Annotated in this window: 12 protein-coding genes and 1 tRNA gene; 4 read left to right on the top strand and 9 right to left on the bottom strand. The window is 32.9% G+C overall.

From position 1 onward, the window contains the following. Nucleotides 1-282: 282 nt before the first annotated feature. A tRNA-OTHER gene (locus B8T70_RS23770) sits at nt 283-399 on the top strand. A gap of 247 nt (nt 400-646) precedes the next feature. Continuing rightward, the gene (locus B8T70_RS04265; protein WP_086894038.1) at nt 647-2,887 is read left to right on the top strand and encodes a hypothetical protein; all 2,241 of its coding nucleotides are present in this window, start codon (nt 647-649) and stop codon (nt 2,885-2,887) included. Between the two features lie 39 nt (nt 2,888-2,926). On the opposite strand, the gene B8T70_RS04260 is transcribed toward B8T70_RS04265, so the two are convergent. The 9 genes from B8T70_RS04260 to B8T70_RS04215 form a co-directional block, all read right to left on the bottom strand. Then, nucleotides 2,927-4,573 (bottom strand): hypothetical protein, encoded by a 1,647-nt coding sequence (locus tag B8T70_RS04260; protein ID WP_086894037.1) that lies wholly within the window; start codon nt 4,571-4,573, stop codon nt 2,927-2,929. Nucleotides 4,574-4,576: 3 nt separating this feature from the next. Beyond that, on the bottom strand, nt 4,577-7,915 hold the full coding sequence (locus B8T70_RS04255) for a WGR domain-containing protein (RefSeq protein ID WP_086894036.1): 3,339 nt from the start codon (nt 7,913-7,915) through the stop codon (nt 4,577-4,579). A gap of 18 nt (nt 7,916-7,933) precedes the next feature. Further along, a complete protein-coding gene (locus B8T70_RS04250; protein ID WP_086894035.1) occupies nt 7,934-9,448 on the bottom strand; it encodes a reverse transcriptase family protein in 1,515 nt (504 codons plus the stop codon). Between the two features lie 325 nt (nt 9,449-9,773). Further along, nucleotides 9,774-10,823, bottom strand: a complete 1,050-nt coding sequence (locus B8T70_RS04245; protein ID WP_086894040.1) for a proline iminopeptidase-family hydrolase — start codon at nt 10,821-10,823, stop codon at nt 9,774-9,776. A gap of 231 nt (nt 10,824-11,054) precedes the next feature. Continuing rightward, complete coding sequence (locus tag B8T70_RS04240) at nt 11,055-12,830, bottom strand: long-chain fatty acid--CoA ligase (RefSeq protein WP_086894034.1); 1,776 nt, start codon at nt 12,828-12,830, stop codon at nt 11,055-11,057. A gap of 504 nt (nt 12,831-13,334) precedes the next feature. Then, nucleotides 13,335-13,772, bottom strand: a complete 438-nt coding sequence (locus B8T70_RS04235) for a hypothetical protein (protein WP_086894033.1) — start codon at nt 13,770-13,772, stop codon at nt 13,335-13,337. Between the two features lie 605 nt (nt 13,773-14,377). Then, nucleotides 14,378-18,046: a phosphoribosylformylglycinamidine synthase gene (gene purL, locus B8T70_RS04225; protein ID WP_086894031.1), complete on the bottom strand. Its 3,669-nt coding sequence runs from the start codon at nt 18,044-18,046 to the stop codon at nt 14,378-14,380. A 104-nt stretch (nt 18,047-18,150) separates the two neighbouring features. Continuing rightward, a complete protein-coding gene (locus B8T70_RS04220; RefSeq protein WP_086894030.1) occupies nt 18,151-20,001 on the bottom strand; it encodes an endonuclease in 1,851 nt (616 codons plus the stop codon). 385 nt (nt 20,002-20,386) lie between these two features. Further along, the gene (locus B8T70_RS04215) at nt 20,387-21,883 is read right to left on the bottom strand and encodes a hypothetical protein (protein ID WP_086894029.1); all 1,497 of its coding nucleotides are present in this window, start codon (nt 21,881-21,883) and stop codon (nt 20,387-20,389) included. Between the two features lie 125 nt (nt 21,884-22,008). On the opposite strand from B8T70_RS04215, the gene B8T70_RS04210 reads away from it, so the two are divergent. Beyond that, nucleotides 22,009-22,437: a PaaI family thioesterase gene (locus B8T70_RS04210; RefSeq protein ID WP_086894028.1), complete on the top strand. Its 429-nt coding sequence runs from the start codon at nt 22,009-22,011 to the stop codon at nt 22,435-22,437. Between the two features lie 10 nt (nt 22,438-22,447). After that, entirely contained in the window at nt 22,448-23,524 is a 1,077-nt protein-coding gene (locus tag B8T70_RS04205) for a chorismate-binding protein (RefSeq protein ID WP_086894027.1), read from the top strand. Nucleotides 23,525-23,531: the final 7 nt, after the last annotated feature.

Raw genomic sequence — 23,531 nt, 5'->3', positions numbered from 1 at the left:
AATTTTACTAGTTTTTCAATAAATAAAAAGATGTTTCTGCAAATAAAAATCAGATTTATGAGATAAAATATCTTATCAGGAATAAGAAATTAATACATATTTTAAAAAAATATTTTAGCTACGCAGAATAATTGCGTACTACAATTTGAATATTTGCTCAACAAATAAAAACACGTTCTTTTAAATAAAACAAATACATTAATCAGGTCAAGTCTAAAGTTACTTCAATAACCATTTAAGATATACTTTGACAATTATCGATTAATACATTTATAAAAATATGGGGCAGTAGCTCAGCGGTAGAGCAGGTAGTTTTGAAATTATCCTTAAAAGGTCAATCATAACTTACTTCTCGCATTTTTAACGCCCGTGTCGTGGGTTCGAATCCCACCTGCTCCACAATTAATGATTATTAAAAACTTACTTCAGAACACGGTTAATTTCGGTTCGAATTTGAACAAGTTTTAAAATTATCATTAATACAACCGAGGGTCAAGATTAACTTACTTCTGGGGAATCCCCACCAAATTAAGGCTTTGTATAGTTAATCCATTATCCTCGAATTTAAGGTCAAGTGTTTCTTACTTCAAAAATCTTTTAGGTAGAACCAGAAACACAATTATCTAAATTTTTAAAAATTAAAAAAATGAAAACACAAGAATTATTAAAAATCAGTTTACGTCAAAATGCAATTTTTATTCCAACAGAATTAATTGCAAATGATGTTAAAAAAATATCAGGAACTACATTGGCTTTAGTAGCTAATGTTTCAAAACTCGGATTCACTTTTTCTGAATCGTTATTACATGCTTTAAATAATGTAAATCCAAATTATAAAATTGATGTTTTAGATATTTTAAAAGAAGTTTTAGGAACCAATAAAAACTGGACTCCTTTGGTTAAAGAATGGAATGTTCCTACCGGAGAATCAGTTATGGATCATGTTGCGACTTTGTTTGCTAATCTTTTTAAATCTAGTAACGGAATCACTTTGCAATGTGGACATATTATTCCTAATGGTACTTTTCCTTTAGAGAGATATAATGGTTGCCCATTTTGTGGAACTCCTTTTGAATTTGGGAAAATTAAAAATTACGGGCAAGGGAGTAAATTAAAAGTTTTAGAATTATGGTCGGAAAAAGAGTTGAATGATTTTTTTACTTCGTTATTGACGTCAAAAACAGCTTTGGATGCTACTCAGGTAGAAAGTTTAAAAACTTCGATTACGTATTTGCCATTGCCAGAAGTTGCTATTGCAATGAAAGAAACTTTGATGCTTGTTATAGACGCATTAATTGAACAAGGCCAAGCCGAAAAAGCAACACAATATTTTAAAACGCCGACAGATATTTTGAGATATTTATGGTACAAGAAAACTAATTTATTGCAAATTATTGATCCAAAAACTATTGTACAAAGAGTGGAGAAAAACAACCAACATTTGGTTCATTTTTTGGATAATAGCGCCCAGTCTAAGCTAACTGCCAAAGAGAATTTAAAACTTAAATATTCCAGAAAAGAATGTTTGATGGTTGCCAATTGGTTGAGTAATCTTGAAATGAGTGCCGATGCTGCTTGCGAAATCATGCATCCAAAAAGAGGAATGTGGGTTCGTTTTATACGAGCATTGCGTTTACCAGAATATAGCAAACGAAAAGGTTTCGAAAAATTATCTGTTTTATTGGATACTTTCTATAACCAGACTTATGAAGTTTGGCAAGGGAATCTGAATCATTTTCGATTGAAATTAGATGCAGATAAAACTTTTGCTTTGCTAAAACAACGACCAGGATTATTTGCTCGTTCGTTATTTTCGAATATGCTTTGGTTTGGAGCCGATGAAACGATAGCGCATTTTAATGAAATTATTGATAAAGTACCTGCACGTTTGGTTTTTACTTTGAATATGTATGCTCAAAATTATTTTGATAAAACGATCCAAAGAAGTGTGAAACCATTGGGAGGAACTACTAAAAGAATCGAACCAAATCGTTTGTTGTCATTGTATACCGATGAGCAATTGAATGCGATGAAAAAGCAAATAGAGGATGTTTGTATCTTGGCAATGAAGAAGAGATTTGCTGCTGTAGCAAATGAGAATAAGACAATGTATATAGATCCACAATTGTTTAATATTCCTGTTGCGATAGGAGATAGAAGTGAAAACGTTCAGGATTTACCAGTAGCTTTAATGGGGACACGTTTCCCGATTGAGGGTAACGAAGTACGATTGTTTATGCAATGGGGGCAAGATTTACCAGCGCAACATCTGGATATGGATTTAAGCTGTCATATTGCTTATGCAGATAGTGCCGATATTTGTTCTTTTAGCCGATTAGAAACTACAGGTTGTAAGCATAGTGGAGATATAAGAAGTATTCCGAATAAAATAGGTACGGCAGAATATATCAACATTAATATCGATGAATTGGCTAAAGCCAAAGCTAAATATGTAACTTTTACTTGTAATGCGTATAGTAACGGAAGTATAACTCCAAATTTAATTGTGGGTTGGATGAATAGTAAGCACCCAATGAAAATATCCGAGAGAACTGGAGTTGCTTATGATCCATCTTGTGTAGATCATCAGGTGCGAGTGACACAAAATGTTGCGAAAGGTTTAGTTTTTGGAGTTTTGGATGTAGCCAAAAGAGAAATCATTTGGTTAGAGATGACATTTGGAGGTCAGGTTGTACAAGGATTAGATTATAAAGGTGTGAAAGCACTATTATCTAAGCTGAACAGTAAATTGAACATAGGATGTTTGTTAGTTCTTAAAGCCGAAGCGCAAGGTTTGGAAATTGTAGAAACACCAGATGCCGATGAGGTTTACGATACAAATTGGGCGATAAATTCGGCTGCAGTTACCCAATTATTAATAGATTAAAAAACAAAAACCACGAACGTAATATTCGTGGTTTTTATATTATATAGCTTTTTTAGTTTGCAATGCCATTCGGGTTGCTAGAATATGTTCACAAGGTCCTTTTCGTAATTGATTTGATTTGTAAAAAGAGCATTCGCAATAACCCTCGATAAGACGGTTATCTTTGTCTAATACTGCAAGAGTGCTGTAAGTGAAGTTTTTATCATTTACTTTTCCTTTAATTTGCAATTGATCAGCATTTGCAGTCGAAGTTATTTTTACTCTATTTTCGGTTATGTAATTATTAGCAATCTCTTCTTGTGGACTCGCAAAACGTAATGATTTCATGTTTAGAGGTTCTTGAGTTAATTCCCTCACGCGATATACACCTAAATTCAAGTCATAAATTACTCGTCCAGCTTGAGTATATGCGGTTAATGATGCCGAAACTACAGACGGATCAAGATTTAGCTTTTTAGCTAAATTATCAGATGTATCGAGCCAATTTTCTTTTAATGCATTGAAAACTTTTTCCTGAGTAAATAAATCTACATTGCTTCTTGGTGCCATTAAATCAAAGTTGCCTGCGGTACTCCAATCATTTTTTGTCCAACCAGATAAGCCTAAAGTATAAGACATATCGCCTAAGTCGGCAATAAAAAAGGACGGTAAACCTGAACCTAATAAAACTACTTTAAAATTACGTGCTACAGGAATTAGTCTTTCTAAAATTAGTAATCTACGTCTTCCCCAGATACGAATTGTTTTAGATTCGTTTCCTTGATAAATAGAACGATGAAATGTAATTTCGTCATGCAAAGGTTCAAATATAGCTTTAATAGGTTTGTCTGGTTCTAGTACAAATCGTAAAGCTCTAGGTCCTTTCTTTTCTTTGAAGCGTCGTAAATATTGGCATAAGCTAAAAATGTCCATAGGATGTAAATCGAGTACAGTTGCAGGTAAAGTCATTGCTGAACTTACTTGTAAAAATCCTCTAACCCATGAATCAGGCAAATCTATTTTTACCTCTTTGTAGATTTGTTCGTTTGTTGTTTTAGCTTCAAAACCAGAAGGGTCAATCTTAAACTCGGTTTCTTTATAATTTCTTATTTTTTGGAATTCATTATATAATCCTTCTGAATAATCAATATTTGTTGTACCACATTTAAAGTCACTAATCTCTGTGAATATATTATAATTACAGCTTAATTTTCCATAAGATGATTCATCTTTACTAAAACATTCAAAAAAAACTTCATCAGGATGTACCGTGATTACTGGATCTAATACGTACCAGGCATCTTTATCATTTTTATATAAATAATCAAAATAGGCAGTTTTAGCTTTGTTAAAAGGTCCCATTACTGTTCTTTTTTCTTTTTGAACGATACTTAATTCTTCTTTTAATTCCTGAATACGGGCACGGACATTTTCAATCTGAAAATCGGCCATATACTCACTTAACCATATCTTTTCTTGCTCTGCTGCCCATAATTTGTATTCTTCTTTATCCTTTGGAAAAAAACGTAAATCAGAAATTACTACGTCATGCAACGCAGAAATAGCTTCTCTAAATGCTATTTTTTGGTTTAGTTTTCCAACAAAAAAAGTAGGTTCTCGCAAAGTATCTGGCGAAAAACTCATGCCAGTACTAGTAGAAGTGTTATTTACAATGGTGCTTCCGCTATATTTATAATCAAATAACATAACTTAGTTTTTAAGGATTAAATGGGTATGCAATTGCGGATAAAGCGTTTTTAAATCGGTCAAAATAGAGATGCAATTTGCTTTATCTTGTATGGCAACTGTAGCCGAAACTTCGTCGATAATTTGGGTTACAAAAACTGCAGCTTCTTCGCTTTTTTTTCCTTCCTGATGTAAAAACTGAAAAATACGCTGTTTAGCAATTCTGGCTTTATGTACTCGGGTTAATACGGAACGGAAATAGAAATCAAGCTCTTTTAACTTTGGAAGATTATCTGTGGCATACGTGTTTAGATAATTTGTTACAAAAAACTGAATATTTACGCTAGGATGCTGGCTTAATTTGGTTAGATAAGTTACACCATCATCAGGATTAAAATATTTAGTAATGATTTCTTTTCCAAATTGTTCAACAGCCGGTAATACTGAATCGACAATACTTATCAGACATTCTAAATCCCAATCGGTTTCATCAAATTCGGTTTTGAAAAAATTAAATGCAAATGCTCTGGTATCATCCCAAGTTGTATCTAGTATTGCTAAAGCATTATTTCTTTCGGCTCGAATTCGTTCTTTTTTGTCCACAAAATAATTCCAACACCATTGTCTTATAGCTAGGATTTCATGGTTTCCTAAAGAGATAATCTGGCGGATTGTAAAATCATCTTTACGAGAATATTTCTTCAAAATTTCATAACCAGTTAATTGACTTTCTCTATAATTAGCATGAATCAATTTTATAACATCGCGTGGTTGTAATGCTGTATCCCAATGATTGGTTGTTTCTTCAAGAATGAATTTTTTGAAGATTAAATGAGCACCTTCAAACTTTTCTTTTCGAATCATTGCATAAACTGCATTAGGAAGAGCAACGTCGATTATACCGGAATTTGATTTTCCTAATTGTGTAATGCACTTTAGGACAGATTCAATAACATCTGAGTATTCATTATGAAATAAATCTAACAAAGGGTCACTATTTGCTAATAAGTAATCTTCCTGATAGTTGTTTAATAACTGAATACCATTTTTTCTAATTTCAGCACTTTCATCTTCTAAAAAGAGAGTAATTAATGAAAATGGAATTTCCTTAGAATCTACTTTTTTGGATTTTAGAATTAAAATATTGCTGGCAAGTAAATTATTAGTTTTTAAATCCGATGAAATTAAGCGAGCTACAATGTCCCAACTCAATTGTTCGAGTTGAGGTGTAGCAATTTTTTTCATCCTATCGATGGCTAGTGTCGCTAGAGTATTGTTAGCTTCATATTCTTCAAACGTAAGTAGTTCAACGATTACTTTTCCAGTAATTACTTTGGCTTTATCTTCCGTAAATGCAAAGTTCTCTAAAGTGCTTGTTATCCAATTTCTTAAATCAGAAACTTCATTAAAAATTAGTTTTACAACACATTCAATATCATTAAGAAATAGTGCCGTGTTTGATAAAATATGGTTTTTAGACCAATTTCTCGCAGACTCGGTTTTAGAGTTCAGCACATCAGCAATAAAACTAACCTGAGTAGAAAGAACATCATTTTTTAGAACAATTGTTTCAAATCCTAAATTGTTTGGTATAGTAAAATCACTATTTAATAAATTTAAAATACTTGTTTCGTCAAAACGATTGATTAAAGTATTATAGTCTTTTCTTGCCTTTAAATTATGATAAGCAAACTCATGAATAATATTCATTTGCCCTTCCATTATAAGCTGAATATAAGCTTCAGGAAAAGCATCCCAATGTTCTGGAAATAATTCTAGACGTTTTGGGGAGTTATCCACAATTGTTTTTTGTTCTTCAGTAACGATAAGACTTTGAGTCTTTTTCTCTGTTTCTTTTTTACCAAAAAAAGTTGAAAATGCTTTTTTGGCAACATCTAATACTGAGCTCGAACTCTGGTCTGCAGCAGTATTTTTATTTTCAGTAGTTACTTTACTACTTACTTTAGTTACTTGATTTGAATCGTAATAATAGTTTTTGCTTGAGAATACTTCCTGATTTAAAATGAATTTCATCTTTGAAGTTAAAATTCGTTTTTCGTCATTCCCAAATAAGATTGTAGATAACAATGCCAAGTTAGAACACTCAGGGTAATCTACTACTGTGTAATAATATTTCTGATCATTATAATTGTATTGTCCATAGATGTTTATAGGCGATTTTTCGGCTTTGCTATAATCATCCTCTGAATACTTCAATAAAATTGATACCGCAAACTTCAGGTATTTTTTTGAATCCATTTCTGAATCCATTTCTTTTAAAAATCGAAGACTATTTTTCTGAAAATAGAATTTGGTAAAATTAGAGAATGCAATTTTACTGTTTTTCCCTCGAAGTTCTTTCCCAATGTTTACTCTTTCATTTATAGCAGTAATAAATTGAGAGTTGTCATATTCACTTTCTAGAGAAACTGTTCTTGTGAACATAGGATTTTCATTCTCAAAACGATAAGCAAGAACTGCAATTGCATCTGCATCGTTTCTTATATGAGCTAGTTTATAAATAGCTCTAATGTGCTTAAAATAAGGAGGTCTAAATGGAACTGCTTCTAGTAAGAAAATAACAATTTCATGTAATTTGCTATCAAATTTTGCAACTAAGTATAAAGCTGTTAGATAATTGATAGAATTATTCTCTAGTTCCTCTTTTAGAAAAATTATTAACGAATCGAAATCTTTTTTATCAATATGATATCTTGCTTCTTGAGGTATCGCCTCCAGAATTGTTGAGATATGTTTTTGTAATTCCTCCTCTTTTAAGATTCCTAGTAATCCCTCATGAGCCAGATTTCTTATATATTCTTTTTGTTTGTTTTGTAAAGCATACGATTTAAAAACTTCTTCTGCAGTATCTGATTTAAGCTTTATTAAAGCCCAAATAGCCGAATAGGTTTGTAAATCATCCCCTTTTGAGGCTAATTTAATGATATAAGGAATCGCTTCTTTAGTATCTAATAAACCCGCTTTCCAAATTACGCGACTGGTTTTCCAAGTTGTACTAAAAGTTTGTTTTCCCATTACAGCATCTTCTAAACGCTGAAGAATAACTCCGTTTATAGAATCAGGTTCTACACTTTCTAACGAAGGAAGATCTATTAATGTTTCTATTTCTGAAGCGTATCCTTTAACTTTTTTCTCATTTTCAAGTTTATCAAAAATGATTTGTGCTTTATCGGCCGAAACATATTCGGGAGTTTTAGTCCCATCTTTTAAAACGCTACCTCTTCTTCCATATCTAAAATTGACTACATAATTAGTATCATCAATACTACACAAGTCTATTTCGTATACTTTATCTGAATTCCCTTCTTTATAGAAAAGTTTAATCTGCTTAATTAATTTCATAATTGAAAAGGGTATTAATTAAAAAATATTCCACCAGTTTTCTGGCTTTTGATCCGTTACTGTTTCTTTTATTTCATCAAGAACAGGAACAGCTATTGGGGTTACTTTTTCAGGAATACTTGTTTTTGCTATGTTGGGTTGACCGTGTTTCTTTATAATGGTTTTCAAATTTTGTTTAAATGCCGTTCCTTTTTCAGGATTCACCATGTATACATAATTAATATAACCTTCTATGGCATTAATTAGATGAATAGCTTTTCCCCATTGTTGGTCTTTCCATCCATTTTTTTCAATATTATGTAGTAGGGCACGGAATTTTCGTAATTGAATTCTATCTATATTTAGTTTTTTATTTACAACAACTCCAGTAACTTTTTGTTGCATCCCTTTTCGCATTACGTGCACTTTATTGGGATGAATTATAAAACCTTCAGATTCAATAATTTTTTTAGTATAATATAATAATCGGGAAACATTTTGACTGTTTTCGTCAGTAGTCGAAAAACTCATATCGTCTGCATAACGGGTATAGCTAAAATTTAATTTTTTGGCTAACCCATTAATTTTTTTATCCATTTTATAAACAATCATATTACTTATTGCTGGACTTGCAGGAGAACCCTGAGGTAATTTGCGTTCGCCAGATTGTACATAATAAGTAACTCCGTCTAGTGTAGTTTCATTAATCTCGGAGTAGGTGCATAATAAACCTAAAATTGTAGCGAGTTCTTCAGAGTAGCCCATTTTATGGAACAATCCTTTTACTCGTTTATAAGTTACAGTAGGAAAAAAATCTTTTAAATCTACATTAACAACAATGTCTTTGTTAATGTGTGATTCTGCATTGGTAACAATAGAGCGCTCTTTTATAAAACCATGCGCCTCTATAGTATATGGTATTTTGTGGAGTATGTTTTCTAAAATCCAGGTTTGAACTTCTTTTAGCTTTGGTTTTGGAGCAGATATCTTGCGCTTACCACCTGATTTTTTTTCAAGTTCAAATGTATGATAATGATTAATTTTAGAAACTTTTCTGTTATAAGCAAGATATTGTAATGCTTTTAAGTCTATCTGCATGCTTTTTGCCAATGCCAATGCATCTTCATAAATAGGCAGACTATATTTTTCTAAAAGTGTAGAATCGGTTTCTTTAGCATTTAAACCTCTAGATACGGATTCACCTAAATATAAAATTTGTTGCTGTTGCAATAATTTCCAATTTTCAGCTTTATCCAGTCTTTTCTTCTCTTGGTTTAATTTGGTTTCAGCTCTTTTTTCTTTAGCAATTTTCATACGTGCTTTACGCATTTCAAGAACCATAGCTTCTTTATTGCTAAACTTTCTGTCTTGTGCTAAAAGATCATTTAATTCCTTCTCAATCTTTGCTTCCTGATTAATTAGAATTTCAGATAGAGTAGGTTCAGATCCTGATTGCCAAAATCCTAAACGTTGCATTTCTTCTAATATGTAGCTATCCTTTGAGGTAGCTTTTATTCTATCATAAATTTGTTGTTTACTAAGCTGTTCAGACATATTACAATCGCTATTTTACATTAAAAAGCCCTATTGTAGCAATAGGGCTTAAAGTTTAAAACCTTCGTATTTTCTAAGGACTATGTCTATCAACTCCCGAGAAAGGGTACTATACGTACAGTTAATCTCGAGGAGGTGGAACCGAAACTGTACGTATAGTACCCTTTCTCATCCATAAGATAGAAGTAGTGCTGAATGTTAAATAATCTTACATCGATGACGAAACATCATCATTTTCTTTATACAAGAAAAGCAAGGTATTTCTTAAACTCAAAACAAACATACTAAAAAACTTTTAATTGAATACTAATAAAATTAAAATAGATTATCCTTTTTTAAAACTCCCGTTATCCACATCTTTAAGGAACTGGATTACACCAGGAAAATAATGTTTAGGGTCATCATATTGAGAAAGATGACTTCCGTTAGGACAGAATAAAAAGCGTCCGTTTTGTACTTCGTTTGCAATCCATTTCATGTGTTCCGGATCCATAGTATCGTATTTAGAACCAATAGATAAAGTAGGAACTGTAATCGTTTTTAATCTTGATTTAATATCCCAGTTTTTTAATGTAGCATTTCCAGTTATCCCAAATTCACTCGGACCTTGCATATATACATATACGCGTGGATTAATGTGTTTGAAACATCTGTTTATAGATTCTGGCCATTCCTCTAGAGGCATTCTTAAAATATGTTGTGTGTAATAATTTTTAAAAAGGAGTTCGCTGTATTTAGGATTTTCAAAATCATTCTTGGCTTCAATATCCTGTAACTCTTTTAATACTTTTGGATCCATTTGGGGAGCGAGAACATCTTTGGCATATTTATTATATTCAGGAACACTTGCCATCATGTTTGAGATAATAAGACCTTTTAAGTTTTTTTGATATTTCAGTGCGTATTCCATAGCAAGAATTCCACCCCAAGATTGACCCAAAATATAAAAGTTAGAATTGTCCAAACCTAATGCAATGCGTACTTGTTCTACCTCTTCTACAAAGCGCTCATTTGTCCATAAACTACTATCGGTAGGCTGGTCGCTATAATAAGAACCCAATTGGTCATAATATATATATTCGATACTTTCGTTAGGGAAATAACCATCAAAACATTCGTATAATTCATGTGTAAGTCCTGGGCCACCATGTAATAATAAAACCTTTATCGTAGGATTGTTACCAACAGTTTTTGTCCATACTTTAAATTTTCCTTTGGGAGTAGTAATCGGAATCATCTTAATTCCACCGGTAAGTTGGTCATCACGTTTAGAAAAATCTAAATAATTTGCTTTAACAGGATCAACTTTGGTTTCTTCTTTACAACTAGAAAATAATATAATGCTTAAAAAACAAATAATAAATTTTATTCTCATGATTTTATCTTTAGGATTATTCGGAATCTTAAAAATAGATAAATTTATTGAAATTGCTAGCATTGTCTAAAAAATAGAACACGATCCCGAAGCGTCGGGACGGATTCGCTAACGCGAAAACGCTGATAAAAACGGATTTTTTCTTTTTACAAGTTTTAAAAATCCGTTTTTATCAGCGTCTTTACTTTAGTAAATCAGCGTTATCCGCGTTACTTCTTTAGGTAATATGTTTTATTCGCCGTAGATTTTCTTATAAAGTGGCGCGTAAATTTCTTTGATTATTTTACGTTTTAGTTTTAAAGTTGGAGTTAATTGTCCGCCATCGATAGACCAAACATCTGGAGTAAGCTCAAAACGTTTGATTTTTTCCCAATGACCAAATTTTTCATTTACAGCTTCAACTTCTTCATCAATACGTTTAATTACCTGAACATTTGTAATGATATCGTTGTTAGAATCTCCTAAAACTATTTTGTGAATTTTAGCCCATTCTTTTACAAATTCAAAGTTTGGTTGGATAAAAGCAGCTGGCATTTTTTCGCCTTCACCAATAACCATTATTTGTTCGATAAAACGAGATTGTTTCATCATGTTCTCAATCATTTGAGGAGCAATATATTTTCCTCCCGAAGTTTTGAACATTTCTTTCTTACGATCCGTAATTTTAAGGAAACCTTCGCTGTCGATTTCACCAATATCTCCTGTATGGAAATATCCATTTTGTAATGCTTCGGCAGTTTTTTCTTCATCTTTGTAGTATCCCATCATAACGTTAGGTCCTTTACAAAGGATTTCTCCATCCTCGGCAATTTTAACTTCTACATTACGAATTACTTTTCCAACAGTTCCAATTTTAAAACCTCTGTTTCTAGTATCGTTTACAGATATTACAGGAGAAGTTTCAGATAAACCGTAACCTTCCATAACAGGTATTCCTGCTGCTGCAAAAACGCGAGTTAATCTTGTTTGTAAAGCGGCACTTCCAGAAACCATTAAATCTATATTACCACCTAAACCTTCTTTCCATTTACTGAAAATTAATTTACGTGCTATTTTTAATTGAAATTCATACCAAAAACCATTTGCTCCGTAAGGCTCATATCTTAAACCTAAATCGATAGCCCAGAAAAATAATTTCTTTTTGATTCCCGTTAATTCAGCTCCTTTAGCATAAATTTTATCATATACTTTTTCAAGAAGTCTAGGAACAGCTGTAATTACATTTGGTCTAACTTCTTTTAAGTTATCACTTAATTTATCAATTGATTCTCCAAAGTATACCGAAATACCATAATATTGATAAATGTACAATATCATTCTTTCGAAAATATGACAAATAGGAAGGAAGCTTAATGCTACACTATTTCCTGGGTCAAACGGGATTCTTGGAGCACTGTCCAGAACATTAGAAACGATGTTTTTATGCGAAAGCATAACACCTTTAGGACGTCCAGTTGTTCCAGATGTATATATTATCGTAGCAAGATCTTCAGTATCGATACTGTCTTTTCTTGCTTCAACTTCATTCTGATTGCTTTCATCTGCACCTTCGCCTAATACAATAGTCCAGTTTTTGGCTCCAGCGATTTCATCAAAAGTAAAAACATCTTTTAATGTTGGTACATTATGTTTAATAGCTAATACTTTGTCTAATACTTCTTTATCAGATACAAAACAATAACTACTACCACTATGGTTTAAGACATATTCGTAATCTTCCTCAGATATAGTTGGGTAAATAGGAACGGTTTGCGCTCCAGTTTGTAAAACTCCAATGTCCATGATATGCCATTCCGTTCTATTTGTAGAAGTGATTAAAGCAATTTTATCATTTTTTTGAACTCCCATACGTAATAACGCGCGAGAAACGGCATTGGCTTTTGCAATATATTCTTCAGTAGAGGTTTTTTCCCAAACACCATTACGTTTGGTTACTAAAGCATCTTTTTTATTATATTTTTCTTTCTGATAATAAGGAAAATCAAAAAGTCTCGTAATTGTAACCATGGCGTTTAGATTGAATTTTACCGCAAATTAATAAAATTTATCGTTAATTTTTATTTTTAATAAATTAAATATGAAAACTTTAATTCTAATTAATATAAATTACGAAATCGATTTCTTTATGCGATATATTTTATTTTATTTATATTGCTAATTAACAATAGGATAATGATATTATTTGTTTAAAAAACTAAATTTAGACATCTGATTTAAAGTACCGCCTTTGTGTTAGTTATGACTAGAGTTTTTTCCGGATTGCTTCTTGTTTTTAGAATAATGCAATTAAATTAAGAAAAAAAGATTACGGATTTTAGATTGCTTCGCCTGTTTTGTCCCAAAATTTCAGGATCAGGTTCGGGTAACGATTTTTGATTGCGGTTATATGAAGCCTCCAAAAAATGACAATCTTTTTTACCAACACCAAATCATAAATCATAAACCTACAATCGTAAATCTACAATCTAAAATCGCTTAATCTTTCTTAATTTTTTAATGATTCATAAATGTTTATTTCTTTACTTCTTCGACATACTCTTTTACTCTCTCTCCAGAAATATACATTTTCTTTTTCTTAAAATGAATAGAGAATTGCGCGTAAATCCATTCGCTGTCTTCTTTATCATTTGTTTTGTACCAAAGAGAATATGAAGCACTATCAAATCCTTCTTTAAATATAGGGATTCCAATTTCAGAACATTCAAATCCCCAAGTAATATTTTTCTTGGTAAGATCTTCATATTGATAAATTCCGGTTCCATTTGCATTTAACTGAACTATTGGTTCCGTTTTTCCATCATATAAATAAATTCCGTTTACAGGATAAGAGATTGTAGTAGTAATGAAACGTTCTTGATTTTTAGCTGTAATTTTTTCAGTTTTAATTTGAGAATATACGTTTGTTAAACAAAGAAAAAGTGTGATAAAAAGTAGGTTTTTAACTTTCATTAATATGGTATTTAGGGATTAATTTTATTTGTTTTTGGGGCACAATAAATAAGTCTATTTTTTATGCGGGAGGGCAAAACTAATAAAATCAGGTCAAAAAAAAAGACAAAATCAGCGTACTAATTTTATCTTTTTTATACCAAAAATGCGATGTATTGAGAATTAACTCGTTGTGTTTTTAGTACTCAATTTTGTGTATGAGAGTAGTCTTACTTAATAAAAAGAAGAGTCTAAATTTTTCAGACAACCTCTTTGTTTATTTTGAAAGTTTTAGAAGAATGATAGGTAATTGCTCCAGCGGAGCATCATATTTATAGTAAATTAAAGAGGGTTTGGGTAAAAGCTACAGCGTAGCGATATATTGGTTTTTCTTTAGATTGCTATATATGTCCAATGGGTTTTGGCTCAAGCAGAGAGACCATCTAATTAATGAAATACCACCCCGATGGGGTTTCTTTTGATTACAATTAAAATTACTATAAATATAACGTCCCGCTGGGACTTTCTTTATCAATAATTTTAAAAAAAATGACATTATTTCAATAAACAAAAGGTTGTCTGAAAATAACTTTTCGGACAACCTCTTTTTAGTATGAGTATGAAAATTAGATTTTTTCAATCCATTTTCTTGCATTTACAAACGCTTCATGCCAAGGAGAAACTTCGTCGTTTCTGTCTTTTGGATAGTGCGCCCAGTTCCATTGGAATGTTGAACGCTCAATGTGTGGCATCATTACTAAATGTCTTCCTGTTTTATCACACATCATTGCTGTGTTGTAATCAGAACCATTTGGGTTTGCAGGATATCCTTCGTAAGCATATTTAGATACGATATTGTAATTTTCTTCTGCTAGTGGTAAATTAAATTTTCCTTCACCATGAGAAACCCAAACTCCAAGAGTACTTCCTGCAAGAGATGATAACATCACCGAGTTGTTTTCTTGTACTTTTACAGATGTAAAGATACTTTCGTGCTTGTTACTTTCGTTATGCAATAATTTACCGTGTACTTCGTGTTCTGGATTAATTACCTCTAGTTCCATAAATAATTGGCAACCATTACAGATTCCTACAGATAATGTATCTTCTCTTTTAAAGAATTTATCCAAAGCTGTTTTTGCTTTTTCATTGTATAAGAATGCTCCAGCCCAACCTTTGGCAGAACCTAAAACATCCGAGTTAGAGAATCCTCCAACTGCACCAATAAACTGAATATCTTCAAGTGTTTCACGACCAGAGATTAAATCGGTCATGTGAACATCTTTTACATCAAATCCAGCCAAGTACATTGCATTTGCCATTTCGCGCTCAGAATTACTTCCTTTCTCACGAATAATAGCAGCTTTTGGTCTTGGTTTCGAAGCATCGATTACTGGTTTTTTTCCTGTAAAATGTGCTGGGAAAGTATAGTTTAAAACTTGATTTTTATAATTCTCAAAACGCGCCTGAGCTCTTCCGTTTTTAGATTGTTTTTGATCTAATAAATAAGAAGTTTCAAACCAAATATCTCTGTACTTCGCAATATCCAAATTATAAATTCCAAATTCCAAACTTGGTTTGCTTTGAACTGAACCAATTTTGAAGAATTCGATATTGTTGGCGCTTAGTTTAGCTTCAACAACAGTATTAGATTTTGCCTGGAAAACGATTCCGATGTTTTCAGCGAAAAGAATTTTCAATAAGTCTTTTTCTGCGAAAGCACTAAAATCAATTTTTGCTCCAAGGTTTACATCAGCAAAACATAATTCTAATAAAGTTGTGATTAAACCACCACTTCCGATATCATGTCCAGCAAGAATTTGGTCTTCGCCAATTAATTCCTGAATGGTATTAAATGCATTTTTAAAGAAAGAAGCGTCTTTAATAGTAGAAGTTTCGTTTCCGATAGTATTTCTGATTTGTGCAAAAGAAGAACCTCCTAATTTGTACGCATCCTGAGATAAATTGATATAATAAATAGAATCACCATTTTTCTGTAAAACAGGCTCTACTACTTTTTTAATGTCTGTACAATTTCCACCTGCTGAAATAATAACCGTTCCCGGCGCGATTACTTCATCATTAGGATATTTTTGTTTCATTGACAGTGAATCTTTTCCTGTTGGGATATTGATTCCTAACTCAATTGCAAATTCAGAACAACCTTCTACAGCTGCGTATAAACGAGCATCTTCGCCTTCGTTTTTACAAGCCCACATCCAGTTTGCTGATAATGAGATTCCTTTTAAACCATCTTTAATCGGAGCCCAAACAATGTTTGATAATGATTCGGCAATAGCATTTCTGCTTCCTGCTACAGGATCAATTAAAGCAGCGATAGGAGCGTGCCCAATAGAAGTTGCAATTCCTTCTTTACCTAAATAATCTAAAGCCATTACACCAACATTATTCAATGGTAATTGTAATGGTCCTGCACATTGTTGTTTAGCAACTTTTCCACCTACACAACGGTCTACTTTATTTGTTAACCAGTCTTTAGATGCAACTGCTTCTAAACGTAAAACATCTTGTAAATAACTTTCGAAGTCATTTGCTGTATAAGAAACATCAGCATATTTTCTATCGATAGTTTTGTCATTCATAATCGTTTTTGGAGAACTTCCGAAGAAATCTTCTAGTGCATAATCCATAGGTTTAGCTCCAGTCGATTTAGATTCAAAAGTAAAACGGTGATCTCCAGTGACATCTCCAACTTGGTACATTGGCGAACGCTCTCTGTCGGCGATTCTTTGTAAGATATCAATATCTTTTTGACCAATTACTAATCCCATTCTTTCCTGAGATTCGTTTCCGATAATTTCTTTAGCAGAAAGGGTTGGATCTCCAACAGGTAATTTATCTAAATCTATTAAACCTCCAGTTTCTTCTACTAGTTCAGAAAGACAGTTTAAGTGTCCTCCAGCTCCGTGATCATGGATTGATACAATTGGGTTGTTATCGCTTTCTACCAAACCACGAATAGCATTGGCAGCACGTTTTTGCATTTCTGGATTAGAACGTTGGATTGCATTTAATTCAATTCCCGAACCAAAAGCTCCTGTGTCTGCAGATGAAACCGCAGCTCCACCCATTCCGATTCTATAATTTTCTCCACCAAGAATAACGATTTTATCTCCTTCTTGTGGTTTCTTTTTAATGGCTTGATCTAATTTTCCGTAACCGATTCCTCCAGCTTGCATGATTACTTTATCGTAACCAATTTTGCGGTCGTTTTCTGAATGTTCGAATGTTAAAACTGAACCTGTAATAAGTGGCTGACCAAATTTATTTCCGAAATCTGATGCTCCGTTAGAAGCTTTTATCAAGATATCCATTGGAGTTTGGTATAACCATTTTCTTTCGTCCATAGCATTTTCCCATGTTCTGTCATCCTGTGCAGATTCAGATTTTAAACGAGAATATGAAGTCATGTAAACTGCTGTTCCTGCAAGTGGTAATGAACCTTGTCCTCCTGCAAGACGGTCACGAATTTCTCCTCCTGATCCTGTTGCAGCACCGTTAAAAGGCTCAACAGTTGTGGGGAAATTGTGTGTTTCAGCTTTTAATGAAATAACTGAATCAAATTCTTTTATTTCGTAAAAGTCTGGTTTGTCTGCTGTTTTTGGAGCAAACTGTTGTACGCGTGGTCCTTTTACAAAAGCCACATTATCTTTGTAAGCCGAAACGATATCGTTAGGGTTTTCTTGAGATGTTTTCTTGATTAATTTAAATAAAGACGTTTCTTTTTCTTCTCCATCGATTACAAAAGTTCCGTTGAAAATTTTGTGACGACAGTGTTCTGAATTTGCTTGTGAGAAAGCAAAAATTTCAGAGTCGGTTAATTTACGTCCTAGTTTAACAGCTAGATTGTCTAGATAATCTACTTCTTCTTGGCTCAAAGCCAAACCTTCAGTTTTGTTGTAGGTAGCAATATCATCGATATCCAAAATTGCTTCTGGCTGTACGTTGATAGTGAAGATTTCTTGATTCAGTTCAGTATACTTTTGCGAAAGCATCGGGTCAAAGTCTGAAAAATCAGCTGTTGCCGGATAAAATTCTTCAATTCTGATGATGCCAGGAATACCCATATTCTGAGTAATCTCTACAGCATTTGTACTCCAAGGGGTAATCATAGTGGCACGAGGACCAACAAAAAAATCCGTCAGTACGGATTTTTCTATTTTATTGGAGTTGGCAAAAAGCCAGTTTAATTTTGAAATGTCTTGAGCCGAAATTTCGTTTTGCGTTTGTACGGCAAAAACAGTTTTGCTTTGGTTTTCAAAGAAATGAATCATTGTGTTGTGTAGTTTGTTGTATTTAGCTGCAAATTTAGTTAATTAAGATCAAAAAAAAAAGCGACAATTTGCCGCTTTTTAATTATTAGAGATCTAATTTTTAATTAATTGATTATTATCTTTTTAATGAAAGTTTTTTCCTCTTTTGTAGCTTTAACTATATAGAACCCTTTAGGTAGATTACTTACAGCTATAGATTGCTGAGTTGTGTTTGCTTTTTCGAATACTTTTTGTCCAGATACTGAAATTATTTCTATCGTATAAGGAGTGTTTGAATTATCGAAATTAATAAAAAAGTTCCCATCTGAAGGATTTGGATATAAGTGGATTTCATCTGAATCTGACATTAATTCAGGGTTTGTTACTTTCAGTGTACGATTTCCTAAATTTTCACAAGAATCTACAGCGAATGAATCCCATTGAGAACTTAAATTAAATGTTGTGCTTGGAGAAGTTACAGTTGATTTTCTTCTTAAAGTTACATTAGCTGCAAAGTCAGCTGCTCCACCATTAAAAGTTCCGATGATGTCGATAAGTACTCCATTTTTAAATAAACCCATAGGGTCATTTCCATTAAAAGTAATCTCTGAAGCTGTTGTCGAAATATTGGCTGAAGCTTTAGGATAACATGTAGAAGCAATAGAACTATTTACAATAGTAAATTTGGTTCCGTTATTTAAAGTTCCGCTTAAAGCAAGACCAGAACTCCATGTTCCGCCTCCGTTTGTTTGTCTTTTTATAGTGTATCCAGATAAGTTAATTGGACTACCTGTTGCATTCAGAATTTCTAAAGCTTTGTTATTTCCAGAACCTTCTATATATTCTGAGAATAATAAATCGGTTGTTGTTCCGCCGCCAGTTCCAGTACCGGCATCTGTTGTTTCGGTAATTGTATTGCTTGTAGCCGAAATATTTCCTGCTGCGTCATTTGCTTTTACAGTAAGATTATAGCTTGTTGAAGCTGTTAAGCCAGTTATAGTAGCGGTTAATGTTGTAACTGTAGTTTTTAAAACTCCATTAGCATATACATTATATCCTGTAACTCCTACGTTATCTGTAGATGCTGTCCAACTTACAGAAATAGTGCTGGACGTTTTTGCGGTGCTTGCTAAGCTTGTTGGTGCAGTTGGTGCTTGCGTATCGCTAGATGGGCTCCAAACCTGATTTACATATTCGGGATGATCGATATAAGGATTTCTATTGTTCTGACGGGCGTAAATAGCATTGTTTCTTGCAATTTCTCTTGCGCTTACTGGATCTTGCGCGTTCCATGCCAAAAGAATATTTAAGAATGCAGCTGTAAATACTTTATTACTTGTTCCCTCAAACATAGGGTAGTTGTAGCCTGCAACGGTATTTTCATAACGCGTTGCAAAATAAAAATACATTCGGGCAATATCTCCTTTAAATTCGTTGATTGGCTCAAAAACAGTTCCTGAATATCCCGAAGTTGAATTTGCTCCAAGTTTCCCTCCGTTTTTAGAAATGTAAGTTGGTGTGTTTACAACTCCATGCGGATAATTTGATCTTATACCATTTACTTTTCCATCCGTTGGAGTGATAAAGTGAGCATCAGAAACCATAGGTGATTTTTCACTAAATACTGATTGTGGGATTATATGTTCGCGGTTATAACAATCTCCTTCTACGACATAACTACCACATCTTTGTGTAGTTCCTATGCTATAATTATAAGGATCTGTTCCTGACGGATTTTCAGAATACATGTCCAGAACTGTTCCATCGTTTTCATAAAAATTATCAATGTCAGATGCTTGATAAGTGACGTACAAACCGGCATAACCATTGTCTGTATGATCTTTTATGATATTGTACAATTGTGTTTTAAGGGCGTAACCTGTACCTGTTGCAGTGTTGTAATATCCCGAAGGAATTTGAGCAAAAGTCACAAAACTAAAAAGCAGTAATAAAATGGAAGAGTAGATTTTCTTCATAATTAATTTAATAGTTTAAAGTTAAAAAAAATAGGGCTTGTGAAACTTTTCAAAAAATTGATTTTGAGTTGGTTAGTTTTACAATGAAACAAATCTACATCTTTTGGCGATACCTTGTGTTAAGAGATGTTTAATTTATGCAGCATTTTTCTTACTCGTGACTATTATGATTGATTGGAAGGGATTTAAGAGAATGTAAGGTTAAAAGAGCTTGCATTCCTTTAAATTTCTAAATAGGTCTGTTTTTTTCTCAATATTGTCTCTCTGACGAAGGAAGAGTCTCCACTAGTGGCTCGACAATATAGAAATAGTTTGTGCTAGTTTCTTGCGGAGATTCTTCCTTCGTCAGAAAGACAAGTTTGTGGTTTTTTATAGTAAATTAAATCTATTTCGGAAATGGCATGCTTTGATAAGCGCCTAAATCGGGAGGTGAAGTTCTTGTGTTTCCTATAATATCAATCGGAATGTTATACGCCTGATTTCCTTTTGCGAAAGCACCAGAATTGGTGTCGATATTAAATTTGTTTTCTGAAGCATTATAAAACTTAGGATCCTGATTTAATATAATTGCATTATAATGTTGGGTATCGGTGTTAAACTGAAAATCGGGATTAGTGCTTGTACTGCTAAACTTTATTAGGCAATTATTAAACTGATATACAAAGGCTGAATTTGCTTTTTTGTTTAAAGATAATTCGTTTGTATTTGATCCATAAACAATACAATTGTTGAAAGTTGCCTGTGTTAAATCTTTGGTTTCGGGAGTTGCGCCTGCGAGAGTATTGCTAAGGGAAACCGCAGCTTGTTGAGAACTTTGCCAATTGTTATTGAATGTACAATGTGTAAATTCATAATTTCCGCCATATAAACAAGCTAGACTCGATAATCCTGCACGATTTATTACAATGTTTTCGCCTTTTATTTTTGCATTTTGTGCCAGAATACCATGATTTACAGAGTTGTAAATTTGTGTGTTTTTAATGCTAACAGTTGTTTGGTCGCTATTTTCTATTAGTAAACCAGTGGTTGCATTTTTAATCGTAAGATGATTGATGATGTTATTTGTACTTCCGTCAGCAAGCCAGATTGTTCCCCATTGTCCTGGAACATCGGAGTATAATGGTTCTAAACGATCTCCTTCAAAAATTACTTCTTTCTCTAATTTTTCTGTTGATGAAAGAGCTCCATTTACATTAATACTTGCCTTTTTACTAACCAAAAGCCCTGAATTTGAATGAAAATAGACTCTTGAGCCAGCATCAAACGTAGCGGTTTTTCCTTCGGGAACGGCTGCGTAGCCATATATTACATACGGTTTTTGGTTCGTAAATTGTAATTCGTTTTCTTCCAGATAAAAACCTGCTACTTCCTTGCCATCAATTGGTAATGTTTCGATAGTTCCGTCAGAGAGTTTTTTTGGATATAAAAAAGTAGCATCCTGAATAAGTGTTACCAATTCTACATTTTGAAGATTTGCACCACTATCAAACTGAATTTGGTCGGTGTATAAAAAATCAGTTGGGTTTGCATCGGCAATTGCAGCAGTTGTTTCTATAAAAATATACATACTGTCTTTGGCCAAAAGTGTTACATCGCTAAAGATTTTACCTTCGGTTCCGTGCATTCCATCAACGGTCATTCTGTATTTAGAGCTTAATCCTTTTCCTAGTTTGATAGACGGAATTGTAATGTCTTTTTTACCTTGATTAAATACTTTGAGTTGGTATGTACTCGAACCAATATTCGTAAAAACAGTATCTAGATAAACGGTGTCTTTTGAGAAAACTAAATCTCCAGTACTGGCAACGGTTTCAAAATCACTTCGACATGAGCTTGTTGCCAAAAGTATTCCGATAGTAAATAGTAAAAAAAAAGTACGCATTTGAATAGAATTTATGTAAAAATAGCAAAAAACTAATTCGATTAACATATGATTTTCAATTTAGAATTGCATTTTCTGTTTTGTGACTCATCTTTTATTTAATTTTACATTTTAAAGCCAAACAAATGAATTTTAGTAAAGAACAAATATTGGAGCGTTGCAATCAGTTTTCTCAAAACACCTTAATGCAAACTCTACAAATTGAATATATTGATGCTGGAGCAGATTTTTTAGTAGCCAGAATGCCAGTAAATCCAGCAGTTCACCAACCAATGGGATTATTACACGGAGGTGCATCGGTAGCACTTGCGGAAAGTGTAGGTAGCGCAGCATCATTTTTTTATATAAATCCTGAATTACAAGAAGTACGCGGAATAGAAATTTCGGCAAATCATTTAAAAAGTATTCGTGAAGGTTATGTTTACGGAACAGCACGAATTATTCATAAAGGAAGAAGTTTGCATCTTTGGGAAATCAAAATTACCGATGAAGAAGGGAATCTGGTTTCTTTATGCAAATTGACGAACATGGTTTTGGACAGACAAAAAAAGTAATCTGGAAATCATGAATGAATTTTTTTCTAAAATTAAAAAACACAAAGAACAGCTTTTGCCCTTTGTACTTTATAAGAAACCAAAATCGGATACAATCATAGCTTTATTACAACAAAATAATACGTTGCATAAGGTTGTTGATTATAAAGAAAAGGGTTTTGTATTTGCTTCTTTTGATAAAAAACAAATTGTTCTTATTCCCGAAAAGGAATCTGAAATTTGTACGACTCTGTTAGAACGAAAATCGATAAATTTAGTTGATGTCGCTGATTCTGGTTTTGATGCTGAAGCTAAAAAACAATTTGAAACATTAGTTGTTAATGGTGTTCAGGCCATTGAGAATGATGAGTTTAAAAAAGTAGTTTTATCACGTAGTGAAATTGTTCCTTTGAATGATTTTGATTTTATTGAGACTTTTCAAAATTTAGCAAATTTATATCCAACAACATTAGCGTATTGTTTTTATCATCCCGAAGTTGGTTTCTGGATGGGAGCAACGCCTGAGCAATTGCTTAAAGCAAATGGGAATATTTTTGAAACCACTGCTTTGGCGGGAACTCAAAAGGCTGCTTTGGCATCAGATGTTATCTGGCATCAGAAAGAGAAAGATGAGCAACAATATGTTACCGACTTTATTGTAAAAAGATTACAGGATGTCGCTTCTTCTGTTGCAGTTACGGAACCTTATAGTGCTAATGCTGGAAGTATCTGGCATATAAAAACCGATATTTCGGGAGCTCTAAATACTGATTCTAGTTTAGATGAAGTGATAGATTTATTGCATCCAACACCTGCAGTTTGTGGTTATCCTAAAAAGAAATCCAGAGCATTTATTCTGGAAAATGAAAATTACGATAGAACTTTTTATACTGGTTTTTTAGGCGAACTAAATAGCAGTTTCGCATCTGACTCGATAAGCTCTGATTTATTTGTAAATTTACGAAGTATGCAAATGCGTAATTCTGAAGCCGTTTTGTATATGGGATGCGGAATCACAAAAGAAAGTATTCCTGAAAACGAGTGGGAGGAAAGTGTCAATAAGTCAATGACGATGAAAAGGGTTTTAAATATAGAAGCAAGAGAATAGAAGCAAG

The organism is Flavobacterium sp. AJR, assembly GCF_002156885.1.
Taxonomy (GTDB): domain Bacteria; phylum Bacteroidota; class Bacteroidia; order Flavobacteriales; family Flavobacteriaceae; genus Flavobacterium.
This window is presented reverse-complemented; position numbering and strand designations above follow the sequence as displayed.

Excerpts from the sequence above, each read along its gene's own strand:
- B8T70_RS04205 (WP_086894027.1), top strand. The coding sequence starts at position 22,448 with ATGAATGAATTTTTTTCTAAAATTAAAAAACACAAAGAACAGCTTTTG.
- B8T70_RS04265 (WP_086894038.1), top strand. The coding sequence starts at position 647 with ATGAAAACACAAGAATTATTAAAAATCAGTTTACGTCAAAATGCAATT.
- B8T70_RS04250 (WP_086894035.1), bottom strand. The coding sequence starts at position 9,448 with ATGTCTGAACAGCTTAGTAAACAACAAATTTATGATAGAATAAAAGCT.
- B8T70_RS04210 (WP_086894028.1), top strand. The coding sequence starts at position 22,009 with ATGAATTTTAGTAAAGAACAAATATTGGAGCGTTGCAATCAGTTTTCT.
- B8T70_RS04245 (WP_086894040.1), bottom strand. The coding sequence starts at position 10,823 with ATGAGAATAAAATTTATTATTTGTTTTTTAAGCATTATATTATTTTCT.
- B8T70_RS04215 (WP_086894029.1), bottom strand. The coding sequence starts at position 21,883 with ATGCGTACTTTTTTTTTACTATTTACTATCGGAATACTTTTGGCAACA.
- B8T70_RS04240 (WP_086894034.1), bottom strand. The coding sequence starts at position 12,830 with ATGGTTACAATTACGAGACTTTTTGATTTTCCTTATTATCAGAAAGAA.
- B8T70_RS04255 (WP_086894036.1), bottom strand. The coding sequence starts at position 7,915 with ATGAAATTAATTAAGCAGATTAAACTTTTCTATAAAGAAGGGAATTCA.
- B8T70_RS04220 (WP_086894030.1), bottom strand. The coding sequence starts at position 20,001 with ATGAAGAAAATCTACTCTTCCATTTTATTACTGCTTTTTAGTTTTGTG.
- B8T70_RS04260 (WP_086894037.1), bottom strand. The coding sequence starts at position 4,573 with ATGTTATTTGATTATAAATATAGCGGAAGCACCATTGTAAATAACACT.
- B8T70_RS04235 (WP_086894033.1), bottom strand. The coding sequence starts at position 13,772 with ATGAAAGTTAAAAACCTACTTTTTATCACACTTTTTCTTTGTTTAACA.
- purL (WP_086894031.1), bottom strand. The coding sequence starts at position 18,046 with ATGATTCATTTCTTTGAAAACCAAAGCAAAACTGTTTTTGCCGTACAA.